Consider the following 26,399-nt stretch of genomic DNA (forward strand, 5'->3'; position numbering starts at 1 on the left):
GTGCGTTCACTTCCACCCAATGCAACGAGCGTCCCTTTCGGTCGTTGCGTTGATTTCAAAACCGTTGCAACGATTACCGTCCTGTGAGCTGCGAGAACGCCAATAGCGCGCAACGAGATAGTTGCCAGTATCGTGAATGCAACGTAGCTTTTCCATCGTTCGAAACGACGAGCCAAGGAGAGCACGATGCAGAACTTCGCCACCCCCGCCCCGATCTCCGCCGTCCTCGACATCCCGGCCGGACGCGTCCAGTTCATCGCCGCGGACCGCGCCGACACCACCGTCGAGGTCCTGCCCGCCGACCCCTCCAAGAGCCGCGACAACAAGACCGCCGAGAAGACCGCCGTCGCCTACGCCGACGGTGTCCTGCGGATCACGGCCTCGGCTTCCGGCAACCAGCTCACCGGCCCCTCCGGAGCCGTGGAGGTCACGGTCCGGCTGCCCGCCGGCTCCCGTGTCGAGGTCAAGGCCGACAGCGCCGAGCTCCGCGGTGTCGGGCGCCTCGGCGACGTCGTCGTCGACGGCGCGTACCGCCAGATCAAGATCGACGAGGCCGCGAGCGTCCGCCTCACCGCGATCGACGGCGACGTCGAGGTCGGCCGGCTGGGCGGCCCCGCGGAGATCAGCACCGCGAGGGGCGACATCCGGATCGCCGAGGCCGTGCGCGGCACGGTCGTGGTCCGCACCCAGTCCGGCGACATCTCGGTCGTCGCCGCCGCGGGCGTCTCGGCCGCCCTGGACGCCGGCACCGGCTACGGCCGTGTCAGCAACTCCCTCAAGAACGACGGCACCACCGAACTCGACATCCGCGCCACGACCTCCCACGGCGACATCACCGCCCGCAGCCTCTGAACGAACAGCACCACGACTGACCGGCCCGAGCCCACCACCAGGGGGAACACATGACGAAGAACAGCACTTCCTCGAACAGTTCGGCGTGGACCGGCATGGTGCCGGTCGACGACACGGCCCTGGCCGTCACCGACACCGGCGGTCCCGGGATCCCGGTGGTCTACCTCAACGGCCAGTTCGCCACCCAGGGGTACTGGCGGCGGGTCATCGCCGAACTGGGGACGGGGTGGCGGCACATCACCTTCGACGAGCGGGCCCGGGGCAAGTCGAAGCGTTCGGCGGACTACTCCTTCGAGGCGGCCGTCCGCGATGTCGACGCCGTCCTCGCGGCCAGGGGCGTGGACCGGGCGCTCGTGGTCGGCTGGTCCTACGGGGCCGTCGTCGGGGCGCACTGGGCCGAGCGGAACCCGGAGCGTGCGATGGGCGCGGTCCTGGTCGACGGCGCGTTCCCCCACGACTGGCTGGACGAGGCCATGGAGCGGCGGATCCGGATGCTGTTCCGGCGGCTGGGCTGGTTCATGCCGCTGCTGCGCCCGACGGGCCTGACCCCGCGGATGACCGCGGCACAGCAGGCCGACAGCAACATCGAGCTCGGCAGGCTCTCCCGGGAGCGGGAGCTGGGGCCCGTGCTGGGCGACATCACCGTCCCGGTGCGGTACGTGGTCGCTTCGGGTACGTCCTTCGGCAGCCGCGGTGACGAGCAGGAACGGATACGCACCGCCCTCGACGCGGTGACCGCCGGCAACCCGAACATCCGGATCAGCGCGAAGGTCGCCAGCAACCACGGCGCGCTCCTCAAGAAGGACTTCCGGGCCACCGCCGATGCCGTACGCGAGGTCGCCGCCCTCGACCGCGGGGAGCACTGATCAAAAATCACCGAACCCACCATCGCCGACGCCGTACGGGCAGGCCGTGTCCTTCCGCACACAGCTGATTCGGGCGCTGTTCACCCGGCGAGGACCGACCCGAGTACCGCACGGTCGGTATCCGAGAAGCGTTCCAGTGCGGAGTCCAGTTCGCGGATCCTTTCCACGTCGGCCCGTGCCTCCGTGAGCCGATCCATCGCCGCGAACAGGACGGCCCGGCGGCACAACGCCCAGACGTATCCCGGCCGGAGTTCCACCGCCCGGTCCAGGTCGGCGAGGGCCTCCGTGTGGCGGCCGAGGCCGGCGAGGGACGCGCCGCGGCTCGCGTACGCCGAGGCGTAGGCGGGGTCCAGGGACAGCGCACGGTCGAAGTCGGCGACCGCCTCCTCGTCGCGGCCCGCGACGCGCAGCGCGTCGCCGCGTTCGCAGCGGGCCCAGGGCCAGTCGGGGCTCAGGATGAGGGCCTGGTCGAGGTCGGCCAGTTGGCGTCGGGGGTCGCCCAGCGCGCGCCAGACCCGGGCGCGGCGGGCGAGCGCCCAGGCGTAGTCCGGCTTGAGGTCCAGTGCCCGGTCCAGGTCGGAGAGGGCCGCGTCCAGGTCTCCGCGGCGTTCGTGCGTGGCTCCCCGGGAGGCCCAGGCGAACTCGCTGGCCGGGTCGAGGCGGATCCCTTCGCTCAGGTCCCGGACGGCCTCGGCGTCGTGCCGGGCGAGCCGGTGGTGTTCGCCGCGCAGGGCGACGTACCAGGAGTTGTCCGGCTCCAGCGCGACGGCCCGGTCCAGGTCGGCGATCGCCGCGTCGTGATCGCCCAGTTCCCCCCGGATTCCGGCCCGGTGACGGTAGGCGACGGCCAGCTCCGGATCGAGGGCGACGGCCCGGTCGTACTCGGCGAGGGCCTGCGCGTACGCGGCCTGTCCGCGCAGCTCGTCACCCCGTACGACCCGGGCCCGGGCCTGGGCCGGCACGTCGAGCACCGCGCGGCGCAGGAGCAGCCCGAGCGCGGACGTGATGCCTTCCGTGTCGAGTGCCGCCGTCAGTTCGGTGCCCCACCCGGCCACCGCCGCCGCGTCCGCGTCCTGGCCCGCGTCCACCAGCACGCGCGCCCACTGCGCGGCCACGGCCGCACCGGCGTCGCAGGCGTGGACGAAGTCCCGCAGCGCCTGCGGCAGCGCGTCCCGCTCACCCGCGCAGAGCAGGTGGTACACCTCGGCCAGGCGCAGGCTCCGCCACCTCTCGTCGGTCCACGGCTCGTCCCCGTCGGCCCGGGCCTCCTCCCGCCAGCCGCCGAACGTCCGCGCCAGGCGTCGTTGCCGCTCGGCCCATCCGCGGGGTGACCTGTTCCGTTCCGCGCGCAGCATCGGCGCCCGTACGACGTCGTGGTAGCGCAGTCGGCCCCCGCCGAGCTCTCCGACGAACGGCATGCTCCGCAACCACGCGTAGAGAGGCTCCAGTTGCTCTTCGGGGCAGTCGGTGGCCGCCCGGAACACGTCCGCGTCCAGCCATCTCGGCAGCGCGCAGGACAGTGCGGCCGCGCGGCGTGCCGGGTCCCGCTCCCACTTCAGGAAGCGTTCCACCGCCGTGGCGCTCGGGTCGCCCACGTCGTCCGGGTCGGCGGGGCGGGACTCGGCGAGGGTGGAGACCAGGACGGGGAGGCCGCCGGTGAGGCGCAGGACCTCCTCGACGACCGGTTCGGAGGTCACGCCCTTGCCGGCGAGCAGGCCGCGGGTCTCCGCCTCGGTGAAGGGGGACAGCGGGACGTCCGTCATGAAGTCCCGCAGGCCGCCCCAGAGGGCCGTGTCCAGGGGGCGCCGGCCCGCCGTGACCACGACGGCCGTGGCCGGCATGGCGCCGTGGCGGTCGGTGGTCATCGTCTCGTGCAGCCAGTGGTCGAGGTACGGGCCCGTCCGCTCGTAGGTGTCGAGGAAGAGGACGATCCAGGGGGCCGAGGCGGCGGCCTCCGAGAGTTCGCGCAGGAGGACCGGGGTGATCACCTGCTCCGGGGCGAGGACCAGCCGCGCGTCCTCGTGGTCGCGGAAGCGGGCCAGCACCCTCTCCCGGAACCGGTCCACTCCGCCCGCGAGTTCCTCGGAGTCGAGCAGGCCAGCCAGGGGGCCGACCACGGGGACCATCCCCAGCGCGACCGTCCCGGCCCGGGCCACGACCCTCCCGCTCACCGTCGGGCCCGCACCCTCCTCCTGCTCGTCCAGTGCGGCGAGCGCGGCCAGCTCCGCCTCGTGCCTGCGTTCGGCGTGGGCGGCGAGCGTGCGGTCGAGTTCCTTCAACCGGCGGCCCTGCGCGGCGAACTGGCGGCCGATCTCCGCCATCACCTCCGGCACGCTGCCGGAGCTGTCGTCCACGTACGCGGTCAGCGCGCCCTGTTCGCGGGCGATCTGTTCCAACTCCCGCAGAAGGAAAGTCTTTCCGACGCCCGCGTTGCCGTGCACGTGGAAGCGGAAGCGGTGGCGTTCGTCGTGTGGAGGAGTGCCGAAGTTCGCGCGGAACGACGCCCGTTCAGCGGCCCGGCCGACGAAACCGGCCCGGGTCCGCTGCCGTATCAGGTCCTGCATCGACGGCCTCGCCTGCGCCATCCCTACGACCCCCTCGTCTCGCCCTGCCGCTTCCGTCGTCATTCTGTCGCGTCGGCGACCGCCGCTCGGGAAGAATGATCGGCATGGCCACCTCCTCCACTTCACGCCGCGGCGCGCTGCCTCTCGCCGCCGCCCTGCTCACCGCCTCGGTCGCCCTCTACATGGCGCTGGTCGCGTTCGGGAACATCACCGACTTCGGTACCAACCAGCAGTTCGTCCGGCATGTTCTGGCCATGGACACCACGTTCAAGGACGAGGACCTGATGTGGCGGGCCATCACCAGTACGGGGCTTCAGGACACCGCCTACGTGCTGATCATCGTCTGGGAGACCGTCGCCGCGCTGGTCCTCATATACGGGACCTGGCTGTGGGCCAGACGTGACCAGCAGCAGGCCCGGCGGATGTCCACGTACGGGCTGCTGATGGTGCTGCTGCTGTTCGGCGCCGGGTTCATCGCGATCGGCGGTGAGTGGTTCTCCATGTGGCAGTCGAAGAGCTGGAACGGGCTGGACGCCGCCACCCGCGTGTTCCTGTTCAGCGGGCTGGTGCTGATCGTCAACCACCTGCCGTCCAAGCAGGCGGACTCGACTACCTGACCACGGTCACCGTCGTGCCGACGGTGCCGAACGCCCACAGTGCCGTGCCGTCCGCCTTCCGCATCCTGACTCCGCCCGTCCTGGCACCGGGGTCGGCGGGAGGCGGCGAGGCGCCGTCGACCGCGTTGGAGAAGGCGACGGAGACGCCGGACTTCGCGGCGAAGTAGATGATGTGCTCGATCTGGACGCCGTCGGAGCCGGTCGTGGCCTCGTTGCGGGACGACACCGTGTACGTGCCGGGGTCGGGGCTGACCGTGCCCGGCCACACGGTGAACGTACGGCGGGTCGACTCGCTCGCGTCGACCAGCCACACCCGCTTCTCGTCGAGGGAGTAGACGACGCGCCGGCCGGTGCCGGAGCCGTCGGGCACCCTCGCCGGGGCCGAAGCGGAGGGCGTGGGCTGCGCCGACACCGAGGTGCTCGGCTTGGCCGAGGTGGCGGTGGGCTGCGGGCCCCGGTCCGCCTGCACGGCCAGGACCGTCACCGCGGCTATCGCTCCCACGGTCAGCCCGGTCACCCAGGCCCACGAAGGAAGTCGGGCAGGCACGGGCACGCATCTCCTCAGTCACGGGACCCCGCGGAACGGGGGTTCCGATCATCGTACTGCGAGCCCGTTGCTCCCCAAGCGGCTCAGGGTCCGTCGACGGTTTTGCGGACCGGTACGGGGCCGGTGCCGGCTCCGTGGGCGGTGTAGCGCGGGGTGCGGACGGGGGCCGGGTAGGAGAGGTGCACCAGCCGGGTCTGTTCCTGCCGCATGTGGGTGAGCGACTCGAGGATGTAGCCCACGAGCAGGACGAGCGCGGCGATGGTCATGATCGCGGCGGCGAGGATCGCCGTGGGGACGCGGGGCACGGTGCCCGTGCGGACGAAGTCGGCGATGACCGGGATGCCGAGGACGACCGAGACCAGGGCCAGGACGCCGGCGATCACGGTGTGCACGAGGGAGGGGCGCTCGCGCCGCGCCAGGTCGAGGATGACCCGCAGGATGCGCCAGCCGTCCCGGTAGGTGCGCAGCTTGCTCTCGCCGCCGGCGGGCCGGACCCGGTAGTCCACGACCACCTCCGCCGTGGGGAGGCGCAGGTGGAGGGCGTGGATCGTCATCTCGGTCTCGGTCTCGAACTCCCGGGCCAGCGCCGGGAAGGACTTCACGAACCGGCGCGAGAAGACCCGGTAGCCGCTGAGCATGTCGGTCACGTCGTTGCCGAACAGGGACCGCACCGCCCCGGTGAGCAGCTTGTTGCCGACCGCGTGGCCGGTCCGGTAGGCGCCGTCGTCCGCCACCCGGCGGGCGCCGACGACCTGGTCGTACGGCCCCTCGAAGAGCAGGTCCACCAGGTCCCGGGCGCACGAGGCGTCGTAGGTGTCGTCGCCGTCGATGATGAGCAGGGCGTCGGCGTCGACATCGGCGAAGGCGCGGCGGATGACGTTGCCCTTGCCCTTGCGGGGCTCCTGCCGGACGATCGCGCCCGCCGCGCGGGCGACGTCCACGGTGCGGTCGGTGGAGGCGTTGTCGTAGACGTAGACGACGGCCTCGGGGAGGGCCGCGCGCAGGTCGCGGACCACCTTGCCGACGGCCGCCTCCTCGTTGTGGCACGGCACGACACACGCGATCGTCGGTTCCACGACCACTCCCCACTCCTCATCCGAACATCCGAGCCGGTGTCAAATAGTCACATATGGGGGAAATCGTGCGGTATGAGCGCGTCCATGAGGCGGGGACGCGCCGGGTGGCTACTCTCGCTCTGTGCCGGTTCTCGCCTCTGTGACACGTTCCGTCCGTGATGCCCTACGGGGCATCTGGCGCGAGGCCGCGAAGTTCTCAGCCGTGGGGGCCCTGGCCTTCGTCGTGGACAACGGCGGCTACAACCTGCTGGTCTTCGGGCTGCCCGGCGGCGCGGAGGGCGGGCCGATGGGGGCCGCTCCCGTCCAGGCGTCCGTCGTCGCGACGGGCGCCGCCGCGCTCTTCAGCTGGGCCGGGAACCGCTACTGGACCTACCGTCATCAGCACCGCGACCAGGTGGCCCGCGAACTGGGCCTGTTCCTCGTCGCGAACGGCGTCGGTCTCGTCATCACGGCGGGCACGGTCTTCGCCTCGCGGCAGTTGCTCGGGCTCGACTCGGCGCTCAGCGACAACACCGCCCGCGTCTTCGGCTGGGTGCTCGCGACCCTGTTCCGCTTCTACGCCTACCGGCGCTACGTCTTCGTCGCACCCTGAGCCGTTAGCATCCGACATATGGGACAAATGCCGTGGTTGCCGCGTGCGCAGCGCTGGGTCTGGGGGCTGGGCGCCGTCGCCGCGGTCTGCTGCCTTGGCACGATCCTCGTGTTCTTCCCCGGCTATCTGAGTCCCGACAGCCTCGACCAGCTCCGGCAGGCCGAGGGGAAGTCGCGCCTGACCGACTGGCACCCGCCCGTGCTGAGTCTGGTGTGGCGTGCGCTCATCGCGGTGACCGGCTCGATCGCGTCCATGCTCGTCCTCCAGGCGATTCTCTTCTGGGGAGCGCTCTGGGTGCTGGCCTGGTGCGTCTGGGAGCTGACCGCGAGCCGCGGCGGATCGCTCGCCGTACTCGGCCTGGGTCTGGCTCCCTTCGTGCTGACGTTCGTCGGGGTGGTGTGGAAGGACGTCCAGGCGGCGGTCGCACTGCTCGCCGCGTGCGCGGTCGCGCTCACCGGGCTGCTGCTGCGGGACCGCCGGCCTCCTCGTCCCGCCGTGCGGTGGGGGCTGCTCGGGCTGGGCGTGCTGTTCCTCGCGTACGCCATGCTGGTGCGCAAGAACGCCTTCTTCGCCGCGCTCCCCGTCTTCGTCATGCTGGTCCTCGCACTGTGGCGCGCTCCCGGACGCCGTACGTGGGCGACGTGCACGGCGGCACTCCTGGCCGCCCTCGTCGTACCGACCGTCGCCATCTCCCTGTTCGCGCGGCCTCTCGAGACGGAACAGGCCGCACAGATCATGCTCGACGACCTGGTCCACGTACTGGAGGTGGACGAGCTCCGGACGGCGGACGTGCCGCCCGGTCTCAGGGACCGGCTCGTGGCATCCGCGCAGGAGTGCGAGCGCGTCGGGGCCCTGTCGGACGCCTACTGGGCCTGCTACGAACGCCCGGCGGACGGGCTGCGCGGGGACTCGGGGGAGATCACGTCCTTGTGGCTGCGCGAGATGAGCGGGCATGTGCCGGAGTATCTCCAGTACCGGCTGCGGCTCTTCACGACTCTGCTGTTCGAGACCGACGATCCGTACAAAGCAGGGGTCAGCCGCAACGACCTGGGCATCGAGGTGGCGCACCCCCGGCTGGAGGACATGCTCGGCACGTACGTCAACGGCATGGTGACGGACCTGCGGTGGCTGTTCCGCGGGTGGTTCTGGCTCGCCGTCGCGCTGGTCCTGGCCATCCGCCCGGGCAAGGGCCGGTTCTCCATGCCGGTCCGGTCGCTGGGCATCAGCTCGGCGGCCTACATCCTCGGCTATCTGCCGATCATGCCCGCGACGGACTTCCGCTACGTCTACTGGCCGGCGATCGCCTGCACGCTCGGCCTGCTCCTGCTCTGGCTGGGCCGGGGCACGGCTCTCCCACCACCGAAGAGCCCCGGCGCCACGCCCGACCGTGCCGTGACGGCACAGCAGCCGGCGGACGCCGGGGGCCACTAGACGGCCTCGCCCAGCCGCCCAGCCGCCCAGCCGCCCAGCCGCTCAGCCGCCCAGTCCAGCACCGGCAGCAACTCCGGCAGATGCCCGTCCGACACCTCCGCCGCCCGCTGCCGCTCCTGCGGGATCTCCCCGTACAGGGTGTTCCGGGGCTTCGCCGGGCGGGCCCGCGGCATCGACCGGCCCGCGGCACGGCCGCCCCGCCACAACCGGACCCCCGCACCACGGCCGGCCGCACGGTGACGGCGCACCAGCCGACCGACACCCAGGGGCCAGTAGACCCTCAGCCGCTCAGTCCAGCACCGGCAGCAACTCCGGCAGATGCCCGTCCGACGCCTCCGCCGCCCGCTGCCGCTCCTGCGGGATCTCCCCGTACAGGGTGTTCCGGGGCTTCGCCGGGCGGCCCGCGGCGTCGGCCACCGCGATGAGGTCCTTGACCGACTTGTACGAGCCGTAGGAGGAGCCCGCCATACGGGAGATGGTCTCCTCCATGAGCGTCCCGCCGAGGTCGTTGGCGCCCGAGCGGAGCATCTCGGCCGCGCCCTCGGTGCCCAGCTTCACCCAGCTGGTCTGGATGTTGGGGATGTACGGGTGCAGGAGGAGCCGGGCCATGGCCGTGACCGCGCGGTTGTCCCGCATGGTGGGGCCCGGGCGGGCGATGCCCGCGAGGTACACGGGCGCGTTGGTGTGCACGAACGGCAGCGTCACGAACTCGGTGAAGCCGCCCGTGCGCTGCTGGATGCCCGCGAGGGTGCGCAGGTGGCCGAGCCAGTGCCGGGGCTGGTCGACATGGCCGTACATCATCGTCGAGGACGAGCGGATGCCCAGCTCGTGGGCCGTCGTCACGACGTCGATCCAGTCGGCCGCGGGCAGCTTGCCCTTGGTCAGGATCCAGCGGACCTCGTCGTCGAGGATCTCGGCGGCCGTGCCCGGGATGGTGTCCAGGCCGGCCTCCTTGGCGGCGGTCAGCCACTCGCGGACCGACATGCCGGTGCGGGTCGCGCCGTTGACCACCTCCATCGGCGAGAAGGCGTGCACGTGCATGCCGGGGACGCGTTCCTTCACGGCCCGCGCGATGTCGAAGTACGCCGTGCCGGGCAGGTCCGGGTGGATGCCGCCCTGCATGCAGACCTCCACCGCGCCGACGTCCCAGGCCTGCTGGGCCCGGTCGGCGACCTGGTCCAGGGACAGGGTGTAGGCGTCGGCGTCGGTGCGGCGCTGGGCGAAGGCGCAGAAACGGCAGCCCGTGTAGCAGACGTTGGTGAAGTTGATGTTGCGCGTGACGATGTAGGTGACGTCGTCGCCGACGGCCGACCTGCGGACGTCGTCGGCGACCTGCGCGAGGGCGTCCAGGGCCGGGCCGTCCGCGTGCAGCAGGGCCAGTGCCTCGTCGTCGGTGAGCTTCGTGGGGTCGTCGGCCGCCGTGCGCAGGGCCTGCCGTACGTCGGTGTCGATGCGCTCGGGTGCCATGCCCGGGGCGGCCGCCTCGCGCAGTGCGCCCCAGTCGCCGTACACCTCGTCGAAGTCGTCCCGGCGGTCCGAGCTGCGGCCCTCGCTGTCGATCGAGGAGTGCAGGTCCGTGCGGCCGGACGCGACGAAGACCTCCTCCGGCTCCTGCCACGGCAGCCCCTCGGGCAGGGCCTCGGGCCGCGCGAGCCCGGTCTCCGGGTCGGCCAGCGCCGCCACGTGCGGACGCAGCCGCGGGTCCAGCCAGGGCTCGCCGCGCCGGACGAACTCCGGGTACACGCACAGCCGTTCCCGCAGTTCGAAACCGGCCGCGCGGGACTTCTCGGCGAGTTGCTCGATCTGCGGCCAGGGGCGCTCGGGGTTGACGTGGTCGATGGTCAGCGGGGAGACCCCGCCCCAGTCGTCGATACCGGCGCCGATCAGCCGCTCGTACTCGGCGTCGACGAGGTTGGGCGGAGCCTGGATGCAACCCGAGGGGCCCATGAGGAGGCGGGCGACGGCCACCGTGGCGACCAGTTCGTCCAGTTCCGCGTCCGGCATGCCGCGCATCGCGGTGTCCGGCTTGGCGCGGAAGTTCTGGATGATCAGCTCCTGGACGCCGTGGTAGGCCCGGGAGACCTTCCGCAGCGCGAACAGGGACTCGGCGCGCTCCTCGTAGGTCTCGCCGATGCCTATGAGCAGCCCGGAGGTGAACGGCACGGAGGAGCGACCCGCGTCCTCCAGGACGCGCAGGCGGACAGCCGGTTCCTTGTCGGGGGAGCCGTAGTGGGGGCCGCCCGGCTCCGACCAGAGACGGGTCGCGGTCGTCTCCAGCATCATGCCCATGCTGGGCGCGACGGGCTTCAGCCGCTGGAAGTCGGTCCAGCTCATGACGCCCGGGTTCAGATGGGGCAGCAGGCCCGTCTCCTCCAGGATGCGGATGGAGATGGCGCGGACGTAGGCGATGGTGTCGTCGTAGCCGTGCGCGTCGAGCCACTCGCGCGCCTCCGGCCAGCGGTCCTCGGGCTTGTCGCCGAGGGTGATGAGGGCTTCCTTGCAGCCCAGGGCGGCGCCCTTGCGGGCGATGTCCAGCACCTCGTCGGGGGACATGAACATCCCGTGGCCCTCCCGGCGCAGCTTGCCGGGGACGGTGACGAACGTGCAGTAGTGGCACTTGTCCCGGCACAGCCGGGTCAGCGGGATGAAGACGCTCTTGGAGTACGTGATGACGCCGGGCCGGCCGGCCGCATCGAGCCCCGCGTCCCGCACCCGGGCGGCCGAGGCCGCCAGGTCCTCCAGGTGCGCGCCCCGGGCCTGGAGCAGGACGGCCGCCTCGGCGACGTCGAGCGAGACGCCGTCCCTGGCCCGTTTCAGGGCGCGACGCATGGAGTTCTCGGTGGGGCCGGTTCCGGAGGTCGCGGAAGTCGTCATCCTTCGAGCATACGATCGCGCTGATCAACTGGGCCGGGCCCCGTCAGTGGAAGGCCAGCCACCCGATGCCCAGGGCGGTCACGAGACCGCTGAGGGCCACGGCGAGGGGCCTGTGGCGGTGCAGGGAGAACCAGACCAGCGCGGCGGTCACCAGCACGGCCGACGTGCCGATCGCGGCGGGCAACAGCCCTTGGCTGTAGCCGTATTCGGTGAAATGCCGCCAGAGCCACGCTAACCAGGCGATCCTCATGACGCTGCGTTCTCTCCCTTTGTCCCGTCGAGTTGTCAGGTACCTGGAAGATATCCCGCCAGCCCGTCCAGCGCCTTCAGAATCTCCGCCTCCCCCGCCGGCGGCAGTTGCGCCACGACCTCCTCGATACCCAGGTCGGCGTAGTGCGCGAGCTTGCCCGGGGTCGGGTGGACGGCGTACGGGACGACCTGGAGGGCCCGGGGGTCGCGGCCCGCTTCGGCCCAGGCGGTGCGCAGCAGGGGCAGGGACTCCGACAGGCCGCGGCCGCCGATGGGGAGCCAGCCGTCGGCGTACTCGCAGATGTGGGAGAACAGCTTGGGCCCGGCGGCGCCGCCGACGAGCGTGCGCGGGCCGACGACCGGGCCGCGCGGCTTCTGGACGGGCTTGGGGTGCGCGTGGCTGGCCCGGACACCGCCGAACTCCCCCTCGTACCCGACCGGTTCCTCCGACCACAGCGCCCGCATCAGCGCCATCCGGTCCCGGACCAGCTCGCGCCGGGTGGGCCACTGCACGCCGTGGTCGGCGGCCTCCTCGACGTTCCAGCCGAAGCCGAGCCCGAGTGTGAACCGGCCCCCTGACAGATGGTCCAGGGTCGCGACCTGCTTGGCCAGGTCGATCGGGTCGTGCTGGGCGACGAGCGTGATGCCCGTGCCGAGCCCGAGCCGCTCGGTGACGGCGGCGGCCTGGCCGAGCGCCACGAACGGGTCGAGGGTACGGCCGTACTCCCGCGGCAGCTCGCCGCCCGCCGGGTACGGAGTGGTCCGCTCGACGGGGATATGCGTGTGCTCGGGCAGATACAGCCCGGCGAAACCGCGGTCCTCCAGCTCGCGTCCGAGCCGGGTCGGAGTGATCGTCTCGTCGGTGAGGAAGATCGTTACGGCGATGCGCATGGCCTATTCCTACCCGCGGGGGAGTCGGCTGTCCCTACCGACGGTCGGCCCCCTCGGTCGGTATCAGGTGACCGTCGCGAGCGCCGCGTACCCCGTGCCCGCCTCGGCGCCGGCCCACAGCAGGGCGGCGACCGCGCTGTAGGGCGCGATCCGGTGGTAGGGCAGGCGGGTGGCGCCCGCGAGGTGCGGGGTGAGCGTGCGGAGCACCGGAACGAAGCGGGCCAGGAACACCGCCTGGCCGCCACGGCGGTCCATCCGGGTCTCGGCGTTCCGCCAGGCGGTGGCCGGGACACGGCTGCCGAGGCGTCCGGTGCGCAGGCGATCGCCGAGCAGGGCTCCGGTGCGGTGGCCGAGGAGGTCACCTGCCACCGCGGCGCCCGCCGTGACCCCGACGACGAGTGGCAGGCTCAGCTGCCCGCTGCGGGCCAGCGCCCCGGCCGCCAGGAGCAGGCCGAGGCTGGGGACGAAGGCGCCGACCAGCAGGACCGACTCGGCCAGGACCGCCACCGCCAGGACGGCGTAGGCGGCGGTGGCGGGGACGTGGCCGAGAAGGTCCGACGGGACGGTCACCGGCGGGCTCCGGTGACGTCGTACAGCGCCTCCCGCGCGTCCGGCGCGTCGCGGGACGGACGGCGCAGCTGCCAGACCCTGGCCGGGGGGAGGTTCGCCCACACCGACCAGCGGCCGGTGGCGTACCGGCGTTGATAGGCGACCATGACCTCCTCGACGGCGTGGTGCCGGCGGGCTTCCGCGCGGGAGGACAGCAGGGCGCGGGCCTGCCGGGTGCCTCGGTAGGCGAAGTAGGTGAGGGTGCCGCCGGGGTGGAGGAGCTCCAGGAACCGGGCCATGATCGTTTCGGTCTGGCCGGGGCTGAAGTTGGTCAGGGGCAGGCCGGAGACGATCACGTCGTAGCGCTCCTCGCCGGGAAGGTCCTCGACGTAGGAGCGGTGGACGCGGACCCGCTCGGGCTCCCCGGCCAGGAGGGGGTGCGTGTCGACGAGGCGGCGCAGCCGTCCGGCGAACCGGGGGTTGGCCTCGACGACGTCCAGGCGACTGCCCGGCGGCAGCTGCGGGACGAGGGCGCGGGTGACCGCTCCGGTTCCGGCTCCCGCCTCCAGGACGGTCAGCGGCCGGGGCGCGAGGGCGCGTACCGGGTCGGTCAGCGCACGGGCCAAAGCCTTGCCGCTGGGGGCGACGGCGCCGGTGGTGCGCGGGTCGCGGGCCGCTTCGGTGAGGAACGTCCAGTCCATGGGTCGAAAATCCATGGTTTCGACGCTAGGAAGCGGCCCGCGCCCGGAAATCCGTCGTTGTGCGGCGGCCTTCCCCTACGAAAGTAGGGGGTCGCAGGGTACTGAGGTCGGACGCCGGACGGGCCGGGCCCGCCTAGCATCCGGTGAGTGATACGAGAAGGATTCCGGTGGAGCACCTGCGGGCGCTGGTGCCTGGTCGTGCTGCTGACCGCCCTCGCGGTGCAGAACAGCGCGACGGTCGCCGGCGGCCGGTACCTGACGCCGGCCACCGCCGCGGCGGTGCTGTGCGGGGCGGCCCTGCTGGTGCGGCGGCTGCCCCGGTACGTCCCGGCCGGGCTTGCCACCGCGGCGACCGGGCTGTGGGGATGGCCCTTGCTGGTGCTGCTCCTCGTCGCACTGTTCGACCTGGCGGCGCAGCGGCGGATCCGGTGGGCGGTGGGGTGCGCCGCGGCCGCGCTCGGCGCCAGCTTGCTTTTGACCCCCGAGACCTCGCTGTGGACCCCGCAGCAGTACGGCTCCACCCTGTTCGTGCTGCTGGCCCTGGTGAGCGGGCTGTGGGTGGGGAACCGCCGCCGGCTGCTGAAGGCGCTGGGCGACCAGGTCGAGCATCTGCGGATCGAGCGGGAGTTGCGCGGAGAGGCCGCCCGGGCCGCCGAGTGGTCCCGGATCGCCGCGGAGATGCACGACGTACTGGCTCACCGCCTGAGCCTGATCGCCCTGCACACGGGCGTCCTCGCCACCCGCAACGAGCAGTTGCCCGCGCCGGTCGTGGAACGCCTGGCCCTGCTGCGTACCGCCTCCACCGAGGCCCTGGCCGACCTCCGCGACGTCCTCGGAGCCCTGCGCGACCCCGATTCCGAGCCCGCCGAGGCCGCTCCCGTCCCCGTCCTGCGTGACGTGGACGCACTGGTCGACCAGGCACGGGCGGCCGGGCAACAAGCCGAGCTGCGGGTCGACGGCCGGCCCGAGCAGGCTCCCGCCGCGCACCGGCTGGCCGTCTACCGGCTCGTCCAGGAAGCACTGACGAACGCCCGCAAGCACGCCGGGGGCGCCCCGGTGCGCATCCAGCTCCGTTACCGGCCGCCCGCCACCACCGTGGAGGTCACCAACGCCCCCGGCAGCCCGGCCGCACACGCCGTCGCCTCCGGTTTCGGGCTGGTCGGCCTGCGCGAGCGTGTCACCGCCCTCGGCGGCCACCTGCACGCCGGACCCGGCGGGGCCGGCAGCTGGCGGCTGGCCGCCCGCATCCCGCACCCCGCGCCCCTCGAACAGAACGGCACCCCCACATGATCCGCGCCCTGATCGCCGACGACGACGCCCTGGTCCGCCTGGGCCTCACCGACCTCCTCGACGGCGACCCGGGCATCGAGGTCGTCGCCCAGGCGTCCGACGGCCTGCACGCCGTCGAGCTGGCCACCGCGCACCGTGTCGACGTCGCCCTCGTGGACGTCCGCATGCCCCGCATGGACGGCATCACGGCCACGGCCCGGCTGCGCGCCCTGCACCGTCCGCCGAGGGTGATCACGCTGACCACCTTCGATCTCGACGAGTACGTCTACGACGCCCTCGCGGCCGGTGCCGACGGCTTCCTCCTGAAGGACACCGATCCGGCCGAGATCCTGCGCGCCGTCCACCTCGTCGCCGCCGGCTCGGCGATGCTCCACCCGAGCGCCGCCCGCCGCCTCATCGACCGCTACCACCGCTCGGGCGGTTCGCAGGCCACCGCCGCCCGTGCCCGCCTCGACCGGCTCACGCCCCGGGAACGCGACGTGCTGACCCTGCTCGCCCAGGGAGAGACCAACGCCGACATCGCCGACCGCCTCGGCATGCGCGAGAGCACCGTCAAGGCCCACGTCAGCCGCATCCTCACCGCGCTGGAGGTCGCCAACCGGGTGCAGGCGGCCCTGCTGGCCCGCGACGCCGGCCTCACCGCCTGAACTCCCCGTCCGGCTTGGCCTGTTCGGCTGTTTCCCGCCGCCGGGTCCCCTTCCCTTACACGCCGGTTCACGGCTGAATACAAAGGTTGCACGCACCACCACTGCACCACCCATGCCTTGTCACCGACGACACCTGGGAGCAGCAGCATGTGCGAGGACAACCACGGCGGGCTCGGCCGACGGGCTCTGTTCGTGACGGGAGCGGCCGCCGCGCTTACGTTGGGAAGCGTGAGCTTCGCTTCAGCGGCCGACGCCGACCAGGGCGACGGAGACCAGGAGAGCAGAACGGTGCGCGGCACCCTGCCGGCCGGCTCCCCCGACTTCGTGTACGTGCCGGTCGAGGTCCCGTCCGGCGTCCGGGAGATCAAGGTCGCCTACACCTACGACCGCCCGTCCGTCCCGGCCGGCACGACCGGCAACGCCCTCGACATCGGCATCTTCGACGACCGCGGCACCGAGCTCGGCGGCCGGGGCTTCCGGGGCTGGTCGGGCGGGGCGCGCACGGAGTTCTTCATCCGTGCGGACGAGGCGACGCCCGGATACATCCCGGGCCCGGTGCGCGAGGGCACCTGGCACATCGCGCTCGGCCCGTACACGGTCGCCCCGCAGGGCCTGTCGTACGAGATCACCATCACGCTGACGTACGGCGAGCCGGGCGAGGCAGTCCGGCCGGTGTACCCGCCGGACCGGGCCAGGGGCCGGGGCCGTGCCTGGTACCGGGGCGACTGTCATCTGCACTCCTGGTACTCCGACGGCCGTCGCACCCCCGCCGAGATCGGGGCGCTGGCGCGGGCGGCGGGGCTGGACTTCATCAACTCCTCCGAGCACAACACGCATGCGGCGCACGCCCACTGGGCGGACGTGGCCGGGGACGACCTGCTGGTCATGCTGGGCGAGGAGGTCACCACGCGCAACGGTCACGTCGTCGCGCTGGGCACCGACCCGGGCACCTTCGTCGACTGGCGTTACCGGGCACGCGACAACCGCTTCGGCCGGTTCGCCCGCCAGATCCGCCGCGCCGGAGGCCTGGTCGTCCCGGCCCACCCGCACGCCACGTGCGTCGGCTGCAACTGGAAGTTCGGCTTCGGCGAGGCGGACGCGGTCGAGGTGTGGAACGGCCCCTACACGCCCGACGACGAGGTCGCCCTCGCCGACTGGGACAGCATGCTGGTGGCGTCCGTGCGGGACGGGCGCGACTGGATCCCGGCGATGGGCAGCAGCGACGCCCACCGCGACCCGGACCCCGTCGGGCGGCCCCAGACGGTCGTCTTGGCCGACGACCTGACCCGCCGGGCGATCCAGGAGGGCATCCGGGCGGGACGGTCGTACGTCGCCGAGTCCGCCAAGGTCGAGCTGTCGTTCCGGGCGTCCGGTGCACGCGGCGAACACGCGGGCATCGGCGAGCGGTTGCGGGTGGACCGCGACACCCCGGTCACCGTCCGCCTGGAGGTCACGGGCGCTCCGCGCTGCACGGTCCGCTTCGTCACCGACCAGGGCGTGCTGCACACCAGCGCCCCGCTGCCGGTGTCCGGCTCGGGTGTCGTCGAGTGGCGGACGACCCCGTCGTACGCGGCGTACGTACGGGCGGAACTGCGGCACGAGGCGGCGGCGGGGCCGGTACCGGGTGTGCTGGCGGCGTTCACGAACCCGGTCTTCCTGGGGCGCGCCGCGGGTTGAGGTGGCTTCAGCCCCGGTCGGGGTCCGGCCCGTCCGCCAGGTCGGCCACGACCGCCGCGTGGTCCGAGGGCCACACCCCGTCCACCGGACCGTCGCACGCCCGCCGGACGTCCCGTACGTGGCCGAGTCCGCCGGGGCCGGGCGGGCCCACGTGGATGTAGTCGATGCGCACGCTCGGCTCGTGGGTCGGCGCCACGTACGGGTTGGCCGCGTCCCAGGTGGCGGAGGGGGCGGCCGGGTCGGCGTACTCCCAGGCGTCGAGGAGGACCTGGCCCGGCACGGCCGGGGCGGTCTTGTAGCCGCCGAGGAGACGGATCTCGTCGGAGTCGGGCCAGGCGTTGAGGTCGCCGGTGACGACGGGCGGGAACGGGGTGCCGCCGCGGTGCCGGGCGACGAACCCGGCGAGCGCGGCGACCTGGCCGCAGCGGACCGCGGAGGCGTCCGGGGCGGAGGCGAAGTGGGTGGTGAAGAAGGGGATCTCGTGGGCGGGGCCGGCCAGGCGGGCGTAGAGGGCCAGCCGGCCGTCGTCCGTGTCCGCCGGGGCGGGCAGCGGCAGCATGTCCCGGTCCACGACCGGCCATCTGCTGAGCACGGCGTTGCCTATGTCCACCGTGGGGTCCCCGATCCGCCGCCGCCAGCGTTCCGGTGCGGGCGAGGCGGCCCAGGCGCAGTGCAGGCCCAGCTCACCGGCCAGCCACTCCGCGAGGTTCTCGCCGTCGGCGGCCCACACCTCCTGGAGGCCGACGACGTCGGGGCGCAGTTCCCTCAGCGCCGTCAGAATCGCCTTCTGCCGTGCCTGCCAGGGCCCGAAGCGCCACCACAGGTTCCACGTCACGATCCGCATCCGCAGCCACCCGCTCTCGTCCCGCCGCGTCAGGGATCATTGAAGCAGGAACCGCTATGGGAGCAGGAACCGTTGCGGAATCCGTGAGAGCTCGTGCGAAGGAGATCCCGACGATGTCCCGTCTCGCCGACCTGAGGTTCCGTGCCGCCACGTCCTTCCAGCGCCGCGTCAACCCGATCGTGCGCCGCCTCCCCCTCCAGACCGTCCTGGAGACGAAGGGCCGCGTCTCGGGCCTGCCCCGCCGCACCCCGGTGGGCGGCCGCCGCGTCGGCGACTCCTTCTGGCTGGTGTCGGAGTTCGGCGAACGGTCGCAGTACGTGCGCAACATCAAGGCCGATCCGCGGGTGCGGGTGCGGATCCGGGGGCGGTGGCACACGGGCGTCGCACACCTGCTGCCGGACGACGACCCGGTGGCGCGACTGCGGCGGCTGCCCAAGGTCAACGGCCTGGGGGTGCGGGCGTTCGGGACGGATCTGCTGACGGTGCGGGTGGATCTGACGGACTGACGGCCCCCTGGCGCGCGGCCCTCACCCCGGCCACACGATCGCCTGTACCTCGCTGTACGCGTGCAGGGCGTACGAGCCGACGTCCCTGCCGACGCCGCTCTTCTTGAAGCCGCCGAAGGGGGCCTCCATGTTGCGGCCCACGGTGTTGATCCCGACACCGCCCGCACGCAGGCGCCGCGCCACCCGGAAGGCCCTGGCCACGTCGGAGGACCACACGTAGTCGATGAGGCCGTAGTCGGTGTCGTTGGCCAGGGCCACGCCCTCCTCCTCGTCGTCGAAGGGGATGACGACCACCACCGGGCCGAAGATCTCCTCGCGGGCCACGCGCATGTCGTTGGTGCAGCCGGCGAGGAGGGTCGGGGTGACGTAGAAACCGGTCGGCAGGGAGGGGCGTTCGCCGCCGGTGACGACCACCGCGCCTTCCTTCCGGCCCAGTTCGACGTACGACTCCACCCGGTCCCGGTGTGCCGCCGAGATCACCGGCCCGACCACCGTGTCCGGCTCCCGGGGGTCTCCCACCTTCAACCGGCGAGCGTAAGTGGCTAGTTGCTCGACGAGTTGGTCGTGCACCCCTCGCTGCGCCAGTACCCGTGTCGGTGCCGTGCAGATCTGCCCGCTGTAGAAGGAGAAGGTGGTCCCGATGCCGGACACGGCCGAGCCGATGTCGGCGTCGTCGAGGACGACCGCCGCGCCTTTGCCGCCCAGCTCCATCAGCTGCCGTTTCATGTCGCGCCCGCACACCTCGGCGATGCGCTGCCCGACCGCCGTGGAGCCGGTGAAGCTGACCATGTCGACGTCCGGCGATGCCACGGCCGCCTCGCCGGCCTCGGTCCGTGCACCGCTGACCACGTTCACCACGCCCGGCGGCACACCGGCGGCCTCCAGCGCCTCCGCCATCCGGTAGACCGACAGGGGGTCCTGGGGTGCCGGCTTCACCACGACCGTGTTGCCCATCGCCAGGGCGGGGGCGATCTTGCCCGCCGGGTTGGCCCAGGGGTTGTTGTACGAGGTGATGCAGGTGACGACACCGACGGGCTGGCGGACGGCGAGTGCGCCCATGACGCCCGCCCGCCCCATCGGCCCGGCCTCGTTGATCTGCGGCGGGATCGCCCACTCGGCGGGCTCCACGCGCGCGTAGCGCCGGAAGCGGGCGGCGGCGACCCCGACCTGCATGCCGCGTGCGGTACCGGTGGTCGCGCCCGTCTCCGCCCGGGCCAGCTCGGCGTACGGCACGAGACGGTCCCGGATGACGTCCGCGGCGCGGGCGAGGACCGCGGCCCGCTCCTGTGGAGGCGTGGCCGACCACGGCCCGAAGGCCTCGCGGGCCGCGGCGCAGGCCGCGTGCACCTGATCCCGCGAGGCCTCCGGCGCCCACCCGACGGTCCGCTCGGTCGCCGGGTCGATCACCTCGTAGTGCCCGCCGTCCGGCTCGACCCAGGAACCGCCGACGAACAGCGGCTGCCGTGCCGTCACCTCGTGCTCACCGTCTCCGTGTCCCGGCCGGAGCGCAGCACCCGGCCCGGCACGGCACCGGTCACCACGTCGTCCCGGATCGCCTCGACCCCGTTGACCCACACGGCCCGCACGCCCAGCGCCCGGGAGTCCAGCCGCGGGCTGTCACCCGGCAGGTCGTGCACCAGGGTGGCCGGGCCCGCGTCGATCCGCTCCGGGTCGAACAGGACGAGGTCCGCATGCCAGCCCTCCCGCAGCTGCCCCCGCTCCCGCAGGCCGAAGAGCCGGGCCGGGTCGTCGGTCAGCATCTTCACGGCCTGCTCCAGACCGACCAGCTTCCGGCCCCGCAGGCAGTCCCCGAGGAACCGGGTCGTGTACGGCGCCCCGCACATCCGGTCCAGATGCGCACCCGCGTCGGACCCGCCGAGCAGCACGTCCTCGTGCTGCCAGGTCTCCGCCCGCAGCGCCCAGGACGCCGGGTCGTTGTCGGGCGGCATCGGCCACAGCACCGTGCGCAGCTCGTCGTTGGCGCAGATCTCCACCAGGCATGCGAAGGGCTCCTGGCCGCGCTCCTCGGCGATGTCCTCGACCACGCGCCCGGTCAGCCCGGCGTTCGCCTCGCTGTAGGTGTCGCCGATGACGTATCGCCCGAAGTTCGCCAGCCGCCGGAAGACGCCCGCCTCCTTGGACCGGGCGCGCCGCAGCATCCCGTCCCGTACGTCCGGGTCGCGCAGCTTCTCGATCCGCTCGGGCACGGGAAGCCCGAGAATCGGCCCCCACCCGGGGATGAGGTTCAGCGCGCAGAAGGTCCCCAGCGACATGTTCATCGGCGTGAGGATCGGCATGGTCAGCGCCACGACCCGGCCGCCCGCCTTCCGGGCCTGCTCGCTCGCCAGGAGCTGCCGGGGCACCCGCTCGGGCACGGCCGCGTCGATGGTCAGGACGTTCCAGTTCAGCGGCCGCCCCGCCGCCGCACTCATCTCGGCGAACAGGTCGATCTCCGCGTCGCTGAACTGATCCAGACAGCCCGCGACGATCGCCTCGATCTGCGTGCCCTCGTGCTCGCCGACGGCCCGCGACAGCGCCAGCAGCTCGGCCGGCCCGGCGTGCCGGGAGGCGACCGGTTTCCCGTCGCCGTCGGAGTGGCTGGTCGACTGGGTGGTGGACAGCCCCCAGGCGCCGGCGTCCATGGACTCGCGCAACAGCCCGGCCATCGCCGCCAGCTGCTCCCCGGTCGGCTGCCCGCCGATGGCCTGCGGCCCCATGACGTACCGCCGCAGCGCACAGTGCCCCACCATGAACCCGGCGTTGACGGCGATCCGCCCCTCCAGGGCGTCCAGGTACTCCCCGAAGGAATGCCAGTTCCAGGGCGCCCCCTCCTCCAGCGCCACCAGCGCCATGCCTTCGACCTTCGACATCATCCGCCGCGTGTAGTCGGCGTCCTCGGGCCGGTCCGGGTGCAGCGGCGCGAGGGTGAACCCGCAGTTCCCCCCGGCGACGGTGGTGACCCCGTGGTTGAGGGAGGGCGTGGCGTACGGATCCCAGAAGAGCTGGGCGTCGTAGTGGGTGTGGGGGTCGACGAAGCCGGGGGCGAGGACGAGGCCGTGCGCGTCCTCGCTTGTGCGCGCTTCCTGAGTGACCTCACCGATGACGGCGATACGCCCGTCCTGGATGCCGACGTCGGCGGTGTGAGCGGGGACGCCCGTCCCGTCCACGACGGTCACACCCTTGATGACGTGATCGAGCATGAGCCCTCAACTCCCTTGAGACCGTTGCCCTATAAGGGGCGCGGGGAACTGCGCGACAAGCCGCAACGCACGCCGCACCCGCCAACGACGCTCAAACACCCCTCCGGAACCGCGAAGTCCGATGCACAGGATCCGTATCGATCTTCGGAATCACGTGCTCCCCGACCAGCCGAATCGTCTGCAGGGTCTCCTCCTTCGGCACCCCCACCGGCAGTCCGAAACTCAACTGGTCCGCCCCCGCCTGCTCCCAGCGCTTGCACTGCGTGAGCACCTCGTCCGGATCCCCGCAGATCAGCAGCTCCTCCTCTATGAGGACCTCCACGAGCTCCTCGGTGTACTCCGGCAGCGTCTCCGGCCACACCGGAAATCCCTCGGGCCGCGGAAACGTGTCGTGGTACCGGAACACCAGCGACGGCAGATAGTGCAGCTGCCCGTTCGCCGCGATCCGCACCGCCTCCTCGTGCGTCGGCGCACAGATCGCCGTCGTCGTCACCATCACGTTGTCGTTGACGAAGTCACCGACCGGCTCGGCGTCCACGATCGCCGTCTTGTACTGCTCCAGCACCCACTCCATGTCGGAGACCTTCTGCACGCTGAAGCCGAGCACCCCGAGCCCCTTCTTCGCGGCCATGGCGTACGACGGAGGCGACCCGGCCGCGTACCACATCGCCGGGTGCGAGCCGCCGTACGGCTTCGGCAGGACCTTCCTCGGCGGCAGCGACCAGTGTTTGCCCTGGAAGCCGACGTACTCGTCCTGGAGCCACATCTTGGGGAACTCGGCGATGGTCTCTTCCCAGATCTCCTTGGTGTGGTTCATGTCGGTCACTCCCGGCATGAAGCCCAGGATCTCGTGCGAACCGGCACCCCGCCCGCTGCCGAACTCGAACCGCCCCTCGCTGAGATGGTCGAGCATGGCGACCTTCTCGGCGACCTTCACGGGGTGGTTGACCGGGGCGAGCGGGTTGAAGATGCCCGAGCCGAGGTGGATCCGCTCCGTGGCGTGGGCCAGGTACCCGAGGAAGACGTCGTTGGCGGAGAGGTGCGAGTACTCATCCAGGAAGTGGTGCTCGGAGGCCCAGGCGTACTTGAAGCCGGACTGGTCCGCCTGGATGACGTACTCGGTCTCCTCCATCAGCGCCTTGTGCTCGGCGAGCGGGTCGGTTTCAGCCCGTTTGCCCACGTATCCCTGTACGAAGACCCCGAATTCCAAGGAGATTCACCGCCCCACGGTCTTTTCTGACGAGTCGTCAGATCGATGGCTCCGACTGTTCCACCGCTCCTGGGGAGCGTCAATAGCTGACGGCTCGTCAGGTCGCGGTGGATCAGATGACGCTCACTCCCGCCAGCCACCCGCCGTCGATCACGAACGGCTGCCCGGTGATGTAGGAGGAGTCGTCGCACGACAGGAACAGGGCGAGCCGCGCCACCTCCTCCGGCTGCCCGACCCGCCCCAGCGGCACGAGCTTGCGGTACAGCCGGTCGAGCCCCCTGGCGGTCTCCTCCGGGTCGGCGTCCGGGTCCAGCCGGGCCGGGTTGGACATCGCGGTGTCGATGGCGCCCGGACAGACGGCGTTGACGCGTATCCCCCGCCCGGCCAGCTCCAGCGCGGCCACCCGGGTCAGACCGACCACGGCGTGCTTGCTCGCCGCGTACGCGCCCACCCCCGCCATTCCGGTCAGCCCGGTGTACGAGGCGGTGTTGACGATCGTGCCCCCGTCGGCCAGCTCGGGGGCGACGGTCCTGATGCCGAGGAAGCAGCCCACCTGGTTGACCTGGACGACCCGCATGAACTCGTCGAGGGGTGTGTCGAGGAGGGAGTCGAAGCGGAGGATGCCGGCGTTGTTCACGAGCCCGTCGACCCGGCCGTACGTGTCCTTGGCCGCGGCGACGGCCGCCTCCCAGTCGTCCTCCCGGCCGACGTCGAGATGGACGTACCGGGCACCGATCTCCTTCGCGAGGGCCTCGCCCTGGCCGTCGAGGACGTCCGCGACGACCACCCGGGCGCCCTCGGCCGCGAACAGCCTGGCCTCCTGCTCGCCCTGGCCGCGCGCGGCGCCGGTGATGATGACGACCCGTCCGTCGAGCTTGCCCATGGCTCTCCTCACAGCTGTGGGGCGACCTCGGCGCCGAACGCCGCGATCTGGTCGGTGAGTTCGGTGCGGTCCCGGCTGCGGAACCGCACTTGGACCTGGTCCACCCCCATCGCGCGATAGACCCGCAGCGACTCGGCGACGGCGTCGGCGGGCCCGCTGACCGTCCGCCGCCCGACGTCCCAGCCCGCCGTCCCGACGTAGAGGGGCTCCGCGATGGCGCCCACGGTGAACGGGCCCTCGATCCCGGCCTCTTCCCTGAGCCGCCGTATCCGCGCGATGCGGTCCGGCAGCACGTCCCTGGGATCTCCCTGCGGCAGCCAGCCGTCGCCCTTGAGCGCGGCCCGTCGCAGGGCGGCGGGCGAGGACCCGCCGACCCAGAGGGGGACCCGGTCCTGCGCCGGGCGCGGCCGCTGCCCGAGCCCTTCGAAGTCGTACAGCTTGCCGTGGTGTCGGGGGAACTCGTCCGGCCCGAGGGCGGCCCGCAGGGCGTCGATCGACTCGTCCAGCACGGTCCCGCGCCGCTCGAAGTCGGCGCCCAGCGCCTCGAACTCCTCGCGCACGTGTCCGGCCCCGACGCCGAGGATCAGCCGACCGCCCGACAGGTGGTCGAGGGTGGCGTACTGCTTGGCGCTGAGCAGCGGATGCCGTAGCCCCACGACGGCGACGTGGCTGAGCAGCCGGGTCCGCTCGGTGGCCGCCGCGAGGAAGGCGAGGGTGGCCACCGGGTCGTACCAGACCGTGCTCATCGCGGACGCGAGGCGGCGCGGGATGGCGACGTGGTCGCAGCACGCCAGGTAGGCGAAGCCGGCGCGGTCGGCGGCACGGGCGACGGCGAGGAGGTCCTCGGGCCCGGCGGCGGCTTCCCACGGTTCGGCGTAGATCGTGCTCCGGGACTGGACCGGGAGCTGGATCCCGTAGGCCAGGCTCACCGCGTCCCGTCCCAGAGCCCGTCGTCGGTCAGCCCCAGCAGTTCGATCGCGTTCCGCCGCACGATCCGCTCCACCACCTCGGGATCCAGGTGCCCCATCTGCGCCTCGCCGACCTCGCGGGACTTGGGCCAGGTGCTGTCGGAGTGGGGGTAGTCGGTCTCGTAGAGCACGTTGTCCAGGCCGATCGCGTCCAGGTTGCGCAGCCCGAAGGCGTCGTCGAAGAAGCAGCCGTAGACGTGCTCGGCGAACAGCTCGGACGGCGGCCGGTGCACCTTGTCGGCGACGCCGCCCCAGCCGCGGTTCTCCTCCCACACGACGTCGGCGCGCTCCAGGATGTAGGGGATCCAGCCGATCTGGCCCTCGGCGTACATGACCTTGAGGTTCGGGAACTGCTCGAACTTGCCGCTCATCAGCCAGTCGACCATCGAGAAGCAGCAGTTGGCGAAGGTGATGGTGGAGCCGACGGCGGGCGGGGCGTCGGCGGAGGTGGAGGGCATCCGGCTGCTGCTGCCGATGTGCATGGCGACGACGGTGCCGGTCTCGTCGCACGCGGCGAGGAACGGGTCCCAGTCGTCGGTGTGGATGGAGGGCAGCCCGAGGTAGGGCGGGATCTCGGAGAAGGCGACGGCACGGACGCCGCGTGCGGCGTTGCGCCGGACCTCCTCGGCGGCCAGCTCGGGGTCCCAGAGGGGGATCAGGGTGAGCGGGATGAGCCGCCCGTGCGCCTCGGGGCCGCACCACTCCTCCACCATCCAGTCGTTGTAGGCACGGACGCAGAGCAGACCCAGCTCGTGGTCCTTCGCCTCGGTGAAGGTCTGGCCGCAGAAACGCGGGAACGTCGGGAAGCAGAGGGCGGACTGGACGTGGTTGACGTCCATGTCGGCGAGCCGGGCCGGGACGTCGTAGGAACCGGGCCTCATCTGCTCGTAGGTGATGACCTCCAGGCGTATCTCGTCCCTGTCGTACCCGACGGCGGTGTCGAGGCGGGTCAGGGGCCTGCGGAGGTCCTCGTAGACCCACCAGTCACCGACGGGACCGTCGTCGCCGGGCGCGCCCATGACCGGCTTGAAGCGCCCGCCGAGGAACGTCATCTCCTTGACGGGCGCACGGACGATCCGGGGGCCGGTGCCCCGGTACTTCTCCGGGAGCCGGTCCTGCCAGACGGTCGCGGGCTCCACCGTGTGGTCGTCCACGGAGATGATCAGCGGAAACGTGCTCTCGTGGGTGTCCATGGCGCTCACGGTAGCGCCGATCTGACGGGGCGTCAGCTATGCGGACGGGGGCGGGTTCCGGCCGCGATGGCCGGGCAGGGACGGGCAGGTGCGGAGAGAGTGTGCGGACCTTGTGGACTCCCGTGCGTCGCCCTGTGATCGGTGTCTCCCACGGCTGACGTATCCGCCGTGC

Annotated in this window: 25 protein-coding genes; 9 read left to right on the forward strand and 16 right to left on the reverse strand. The window is 72.2% G+C overall.

All coding sequences use genetic code 11. The features are described 5' to 3' along the window. The first annotated feature begins 186 nt into the window (after positions 1-186). On the forward strand, positions 187-852 hold the full coding sequence (locus tag ABFX81_RS24570; protein ID WP_086850249.1) for a DUF4097 family beta strand repeat-containing protein: 666 nt from the start codon (positions 187-189) through the stop codon (positions 850-852). Between the two features lie 50 nt (positions 853-902). Then, a complete protein-coding gene (locus ABFX81_RS24575; protein WP_086850248.1) occupies positions 903-1,718 on the forward strand; it encodes an alpha/beta fold hydrolase in 816 nt (271 codons plus the stop codon). An 80-nt stretch (positions 1,719-1,798) separates the two neighbouring features. Here ABFX81_RS24575 and ABFX81_RS24580 read toward each other — a convergent pair whose 3' ends face one another. Continuing rightward, positions 1,799-4,303 carry a tetratricopeptide repeat protein gene (locus ABFX81_RS24580; protein ID WP_086850247.1) on the reverse strand — a complete coding sequence of 835 codons (2,505 nt, stop codon included), beginning with the start codon at positions 4,301-4,303 and terminating at the stop codon, positions 1,799-1,801. An 83-nt stretch (positions 4,304-4,386) separates the two neighbouring features. Here ABFX81_RS24580 and ABFX81_RS24585 point away from each other — a divergent pair, with 83 nt between their 5' ends. Then, on the forward strand, positions 4,387-4,899 hold the full coding sequence (locus ABFX81_RS24585; RefSeq protein ID WP_086850253.1) for a DUF2165 family protein: 513 nt from the start codon (positions 4,387-4,389) through the stop codon (positions 4,897-4,899). On the opposite strand, the gene ABFX81_RS24590 is transcribed toward ABFX81_RS24585, so the two are convergent. Both ABFX81_RS24590 and ABFX81_RS24595 read right to left on the reverse strand, forming a co-directional pair. After that, positions 4,892-5,446 carry a hypothetical protein gene (locus tag ABFX81_RS24590; RefSeq protein ID WP_346138668.1) on the reverse strand — a complete coding sequence of 185 codons (555 nt, stop codon included), beginning with the start codon at positions 5,444-5,446 and terminating at the stop codon, positions 4,892-4,894. The two genes, ABFX81_RS24585 and ABFX81_RS24590, sit on opposite strands and share 8 nt — an antisense overlap. A gap of 83 nt (positions 5,447-5,529) precedes the next feature. After that, the gene (locus tag ABFX81_RS24595) at positions 5,530-6,528 is read right to left on the reverse strand and encodes a glycosyltransferase (RefSeq protein ID WP_086850245.1); all 999 of its coding nucleotides are present in this window, start codon (positions 6,526-6,528) and stop codon (positions 5,530-5,532) included. Positions 6,529-6,724: 196 nt separating this feature from the next. Between ABFX81_RS24595 and ABFX81_RS24600 the strand changes: the two genes are divergently transcribed. Beyond that, positions 6,725-7,114: a GtrA family protein gene (locus ABFX81_RS24600; protein ID WP_346138669.1), complete on the forward strand. Its 390-nt coding sequence runs from the start codon at positions 6,725-6,727 to the stop codon at positions 7,112-7,114. A gap of 18 nt (positions 7,115-7,132) precedes the next feature. Next, entirely contained in the window at positions 7,133-8,545 is a 1,413-nt protein-coding gene (locus ABFX81_RS24605; RefSeq protein ID WP_428837211.1) for a hypothetical protein, read from the forward strand. On the opposite strand, the gene ABFX81_RS24610 is transcribed toward ABFX81_RS24605, so the two are convergent. From ABFX81_RS24610 to ABFX81_RS24635, 6 genes are all read right to left on the reverse strand, one after another. Next, entirely contained in the window at positions 8,542-8,793 is a 252-nt protein-coding gene (locus tag ABFX81_RS24610; protein WP_346138670.1) for a hypothetical protein, read from the reverse strand. The genes ABFX81_RS24605 and ABFX81_RS24610 overlap by 4 nt on opposite strands. Positions 8,794-8,833: 40 nt before the next feature. Next, the gene (locus ABFX81_RS24615; RefSeq protein WP_086850241.1) at positions 8,834-11,419 is read right to left on the reverse strand and encodes a bifunctional FO biosynthesis protein CofGH; all 2,586 of its coding nucleotides are present in this window, start codon (positions 11,417-11,419) and stop codon (positions 8,834-8,836) included. 43 nt (positions 11,420-11,462) lie between these two features. Then, complete coding sequence (locus ABFX81_RS24620) at positions 11,463-11,669, reverse strand: hypothetical protein (RefSeq protein ID WP_086850240.1); 207 nt, start codon at positions 11,667-11,669, stop codon at positions 11,463-11,465. Between the two features lie 35 nt (positions 11,670-11,704). Beyond that, the gene (locus tag ABFX81_RS24625; protein ID WP_086850239.1) at positions 11,705-12,559 is read right to left on the reverse strand and encodes a TIGR03619 family F420-dependent LLM class oxidoreductase; all 855 of its coding nucleotides are present in this window, start codon (positions 12,557-12,559) and stop codon (positions 11,705-11,707) included. 63 nt (positions 12,560-12,622) lie between these two features. Then, the gene (locus tag ABFX81_RS24630; RefSeq protein WP_346138671.1) at positions 12,623-13,129 is read right to left on the reverse strand and encodes a DedA family protein; all 507 of its coding nucleotides are present in this window, start codon (positions 13,127-13,129) and stop codon (positions 12,623-12,625) included. Next, on the reverse strand, positions 13,126-13,824 hold the full coding sequence (locus ABFX81_RS24635; RefSeq protein ID WP_346138672.1) for a class I SAM-dependent methyltransferase: 699 nt from the start codon (positions 13,822-13,824) through the stop codon (positions 13,126-13,128). Before ABFX81_RS24635 ends, ABFX81_RS24630 begins: the two co-directional genes overlap by 4 nt. A gap of 132 nt (positions 13,825-13,956) precedes the next feature. Here ABFX81_RS24635 and ABFX81_RS24640 point away from each other — a divergent pair, with 132 nt between their 5' ends. The 3 genes from ABFX81_RS24640 (at position 13,957) to ABFX81_RS24650 (ending at position 17,423) form a co-directional block, all read left to right on the forward strand. Next, entirely contained in the window at positions 13,957-15,099 is a 1,143-nt protein-coding gene (locus tag ABFX81_RS24640) for a histidine kinase (protein ID WP_086850197.1), read from the forward strand. Next, a complete protein-coding gene (locus ABFX81_RS24645) occupies positions 15,096-15,746 on the forward strand; it encodes a response regulator (RefSeq protein WP_086850195.1) in 651 nt (216 codons plus the stop codon). The genes ABFX81_RS24640 and ABFX81_RS24645 overlap by 4 nt, the downstream gene beginning before the upstream one ends. A gap of 147 nt (positions 15,747-15,893) precedes the next feature. Continuing rightward, positions 15,894-17,423, forward strand: a complete 1,530-nt coding sequence (locus ABFX81_RS24650; RefSeq protein ID WP_086850193.1) for a CehA/McbA family metallohydrolase — start codon at positions 15,894-15,896, stop codon at positions 17,421-17,423. Positions 17,424-17,430: 7 nt separating this feature from the next. Here the strand turns inward: ABFX81_RS24650 and ABFX81_RS24655 are convergent, their stop codons facing one another. Next, positions 17,431-18,267, reverse strand: a complete 837-nt coding sequence (locus ABFX81_RS24655) for an endonuclease/exonuclease/phosphatase family protein (protein WP_086850191.1) — start codon at positions 18,265-18,267, stop codon at positions 17,431-17,433. A gap of 113 nt (positions 18,268-18,380) precedes the next feature. Here ABFX81_RS24655 and ABFX81_RS24660 point away from each other — a divergent pair, with 113 nt between their 5' ends. Continuing rightward, complete coding sequence (locus tag ABFX81_RS24660) at positions 18,381-18,773, forward strand: nitroreductase/quinone reductase family protein (protein ID WP_086850190.1); 393 nt, start codon at positions 18,381-18,383, stop codon at positions 18,771-18,773. A gap of 21 nt (positions 18,774-18,794) precedes the next feature. Here the strand turns inward: ABFX81_RS24660 and ABFX81_RS24665 are convergent, their stop codons facing one another. The 6 genes from ABFX81_RS24665 to ABFX81_RS24690 all read right to left on the reverse strand — a co-directional run bounded on the left by ABFX81_RS24665 (position 18,795) and on the right by ABFX81_RS24690 (position 26,227). Continuing rightward, positions 18,795-20,246, reverse strand: a complete 1,452-nt coding sequence (locus tag ABFX81_RS24665) for an aldehyde dehydrogenase family protein (protein ID WP_086850188.1) — start codon at positions 20,244-20,246, stop codon at positions 18,795-18,797. Further along, on the reverse strand, positions 20,243-21,973 hold the full coding sequence (locus ABFX81_RS24670) for an amidohydrolase family protein (protein ID WP_086850185.1): 1,731 nt from the start codon (positions 21,971-21,973) through the stop codon (positions 20,243-20,245). Before ABFX81_RS24670 ends, ABFX81_RS24665 begins: the two co-directional genes overlap by 4 nt. A gap of 91 nt (positions 21,974-22,064) precedes the next feature. After that, positions 22,065-23,183: an LLM class flavin-dependent oxidoreductase gene (locus ABFX81_RS24675; RefSeq protein ID WP_086850183.1), complete on the reverse strand. Its 1,119-nt coding sequence runs from the start codon at positions 23,181-23,183 to the stop codon at positions 22,065-22,067. A gap of 112 nt (positions 23,184-23,295) precedes the next feature. Continuing rightward, positions 23,296-24,066, reverse strand: a complete 771-nt coding sequence (locus tag ABFX81_RS24680) for a glucose 1-dehydrogenase (protein WP_086850181.1) — start codon at positions 24,064-24,066, stop codon at positions 23,296-23,298. Between the two features lie 8 nt (positions 24,067-24,074). Continuing rightward, on the reverse strand, positions 24,075-24,989 hold the full coding sequence (locus tag ABFX81_RS24685; RefSeq protein ID WP_346138752.1) for a TIGR03619 family F420-dependent LLM class oxidoreductase: 915 nt from the start codon (positions 24,987-24,989) through the stop codon (positions 24,075-24,077). Between the two features lie 2 nt (positions 24,990-24,991). Next, positions 24,992-26,227, reverse strand: coding sequence for an amidohydrolase family protein (locus tag ABFX81_RS24690; protein ID WP_086850179.1), 1,236 nt, complete (start codon positions 26,225-26,227; stop codon positions 24,992-24,994). Between the last annotated feature and the right edge of the window lie 172 nt (positions 26,228-26,399).

The sequence above is a fragment of the Streptomyces coeruleofuscus genome, from assembly GCF_039532725.1.
GTDB classification, from domain to species: domain Bacteria; phylum Actinomycetota; class Actinomycetes; order Streptomycetales; family Streptomycetaceae; genus Streptomyces; species Streptomyces coeruleofuscus.

Bases quoted from the DNA above. Each gene is read 5' to 3' on its own strand.
- ABFX81_RS24655 (WP_086850191.1), bottom strand. From the start codon at position 18,267: ATGCGGATCGTGACGTGGAACCTGTGGTGGCGCTTCGGGCCCTGGCAG.
- ABFX81_RS24625 (WP_086850239.1), bottom strand. From the start codon at position 12,559: ATGCGCATCGCCGTAACGATCTTCCTCACCGACGAGACGATCACTCCG.
- ABFX81_RS24615 (WP_086850241.1), bottom strand. From the start codon at position 11,419: ATGACGACTTCCGCGACCTCCGGAACCGGCCCCACCGAGAACTCCATG.
- ABFX81_RS24570 (WP_086850249.1), top strand. From the start codon at position 187: ATGCAGAACTTCGCCACCCCCGCCCCGATCTCCGCCGTCCTCGACATC.
- ABFX81_RS24670 (WP_086850185.1), bottom strand. From the start codon at position 21,973: ATGCTCGATCACGTCATCAAGGGTGTGACCGTCGTGGACGGGACGGGC.
- ABFX81_RS24575 (WP_086850248.1), top strand. From the start codon at position 903: ATGACGAAGAACAGCACTTCCTCGAACAGTTCGGCGTGGACCGGCATG.
- ABFX81_RS24585 (WP_086850253.1), top strand. From the start codon at position 4,387: ATGGCCACCTCCTCCACTTCACGCCGCGGCGCGCTGCCTCTCGCCGCC.
- ABFX81_RS24605 (WP_428837211.1), top strand. From the start codon at position 7,133: ATGGGACAAATGCCGTGGTTGCCGCGTGCGCAGCGCTGGGTCTGGGGG.
- ABFX81_RS24645 (WP_086850195.1), top strand. From the start codon at position 15,096: ATGATCCGCGCCCTGATCGCCGACGACGACGCCCTGGTCCGCCTGGGC.
- ABFX81_RS24580 (WP_086850247.1), bottom strand. From the start codon at position 4,303: ATGGCGCAGGCGAGGCCGTCGATGCAGGACCTGATACGGCAGCGGACC.
- ABFX81_RS24660 (WP_086850190.1), top strand. From the start codon at position 18,381: ATGTCCCGTCTCGCCGACCTGAGGTTCCGTGCCGCCACGTCCTTCCAG.
- ABFX81_RS24680 (WP_086850181.1), bottom strand. From the start codon at position 24,066: ATGGGCAAGCTCGACGGACGGGTCGTCATCATCACCGGCGCCGCGCGC.
- ABFX81_RS24690 (WP_086850179.1), bottom strand. From the start codon at position 26,227: ATGGACACCCACGAGAGCACGTTTCCGCTGATCATCTCCGTGGACGAC.
- ABFX81_RS24650 (WP_086850193.1), top strand. From the start codon at position 15,894: ATGTGCGAGGACAACCACGGCGGGCTCGGCCGACGGGCTCTGTTCGTG.
- ABFX81_RS24635 (WP_346138672.1), bottom strand. From the start codon at position 13,824: ATGGATTTTCGACCCATGGACTGGACGTTCCTCACCGAAGCGGCCCGC.
- ABFX81_RS24620 (WP_086850240.1), bottom strand. From the start codon at position 11,669: ATGAGGATCGCCTGGTTAGCGTGGCTCTGGCGGCATTTCACCGAATAC.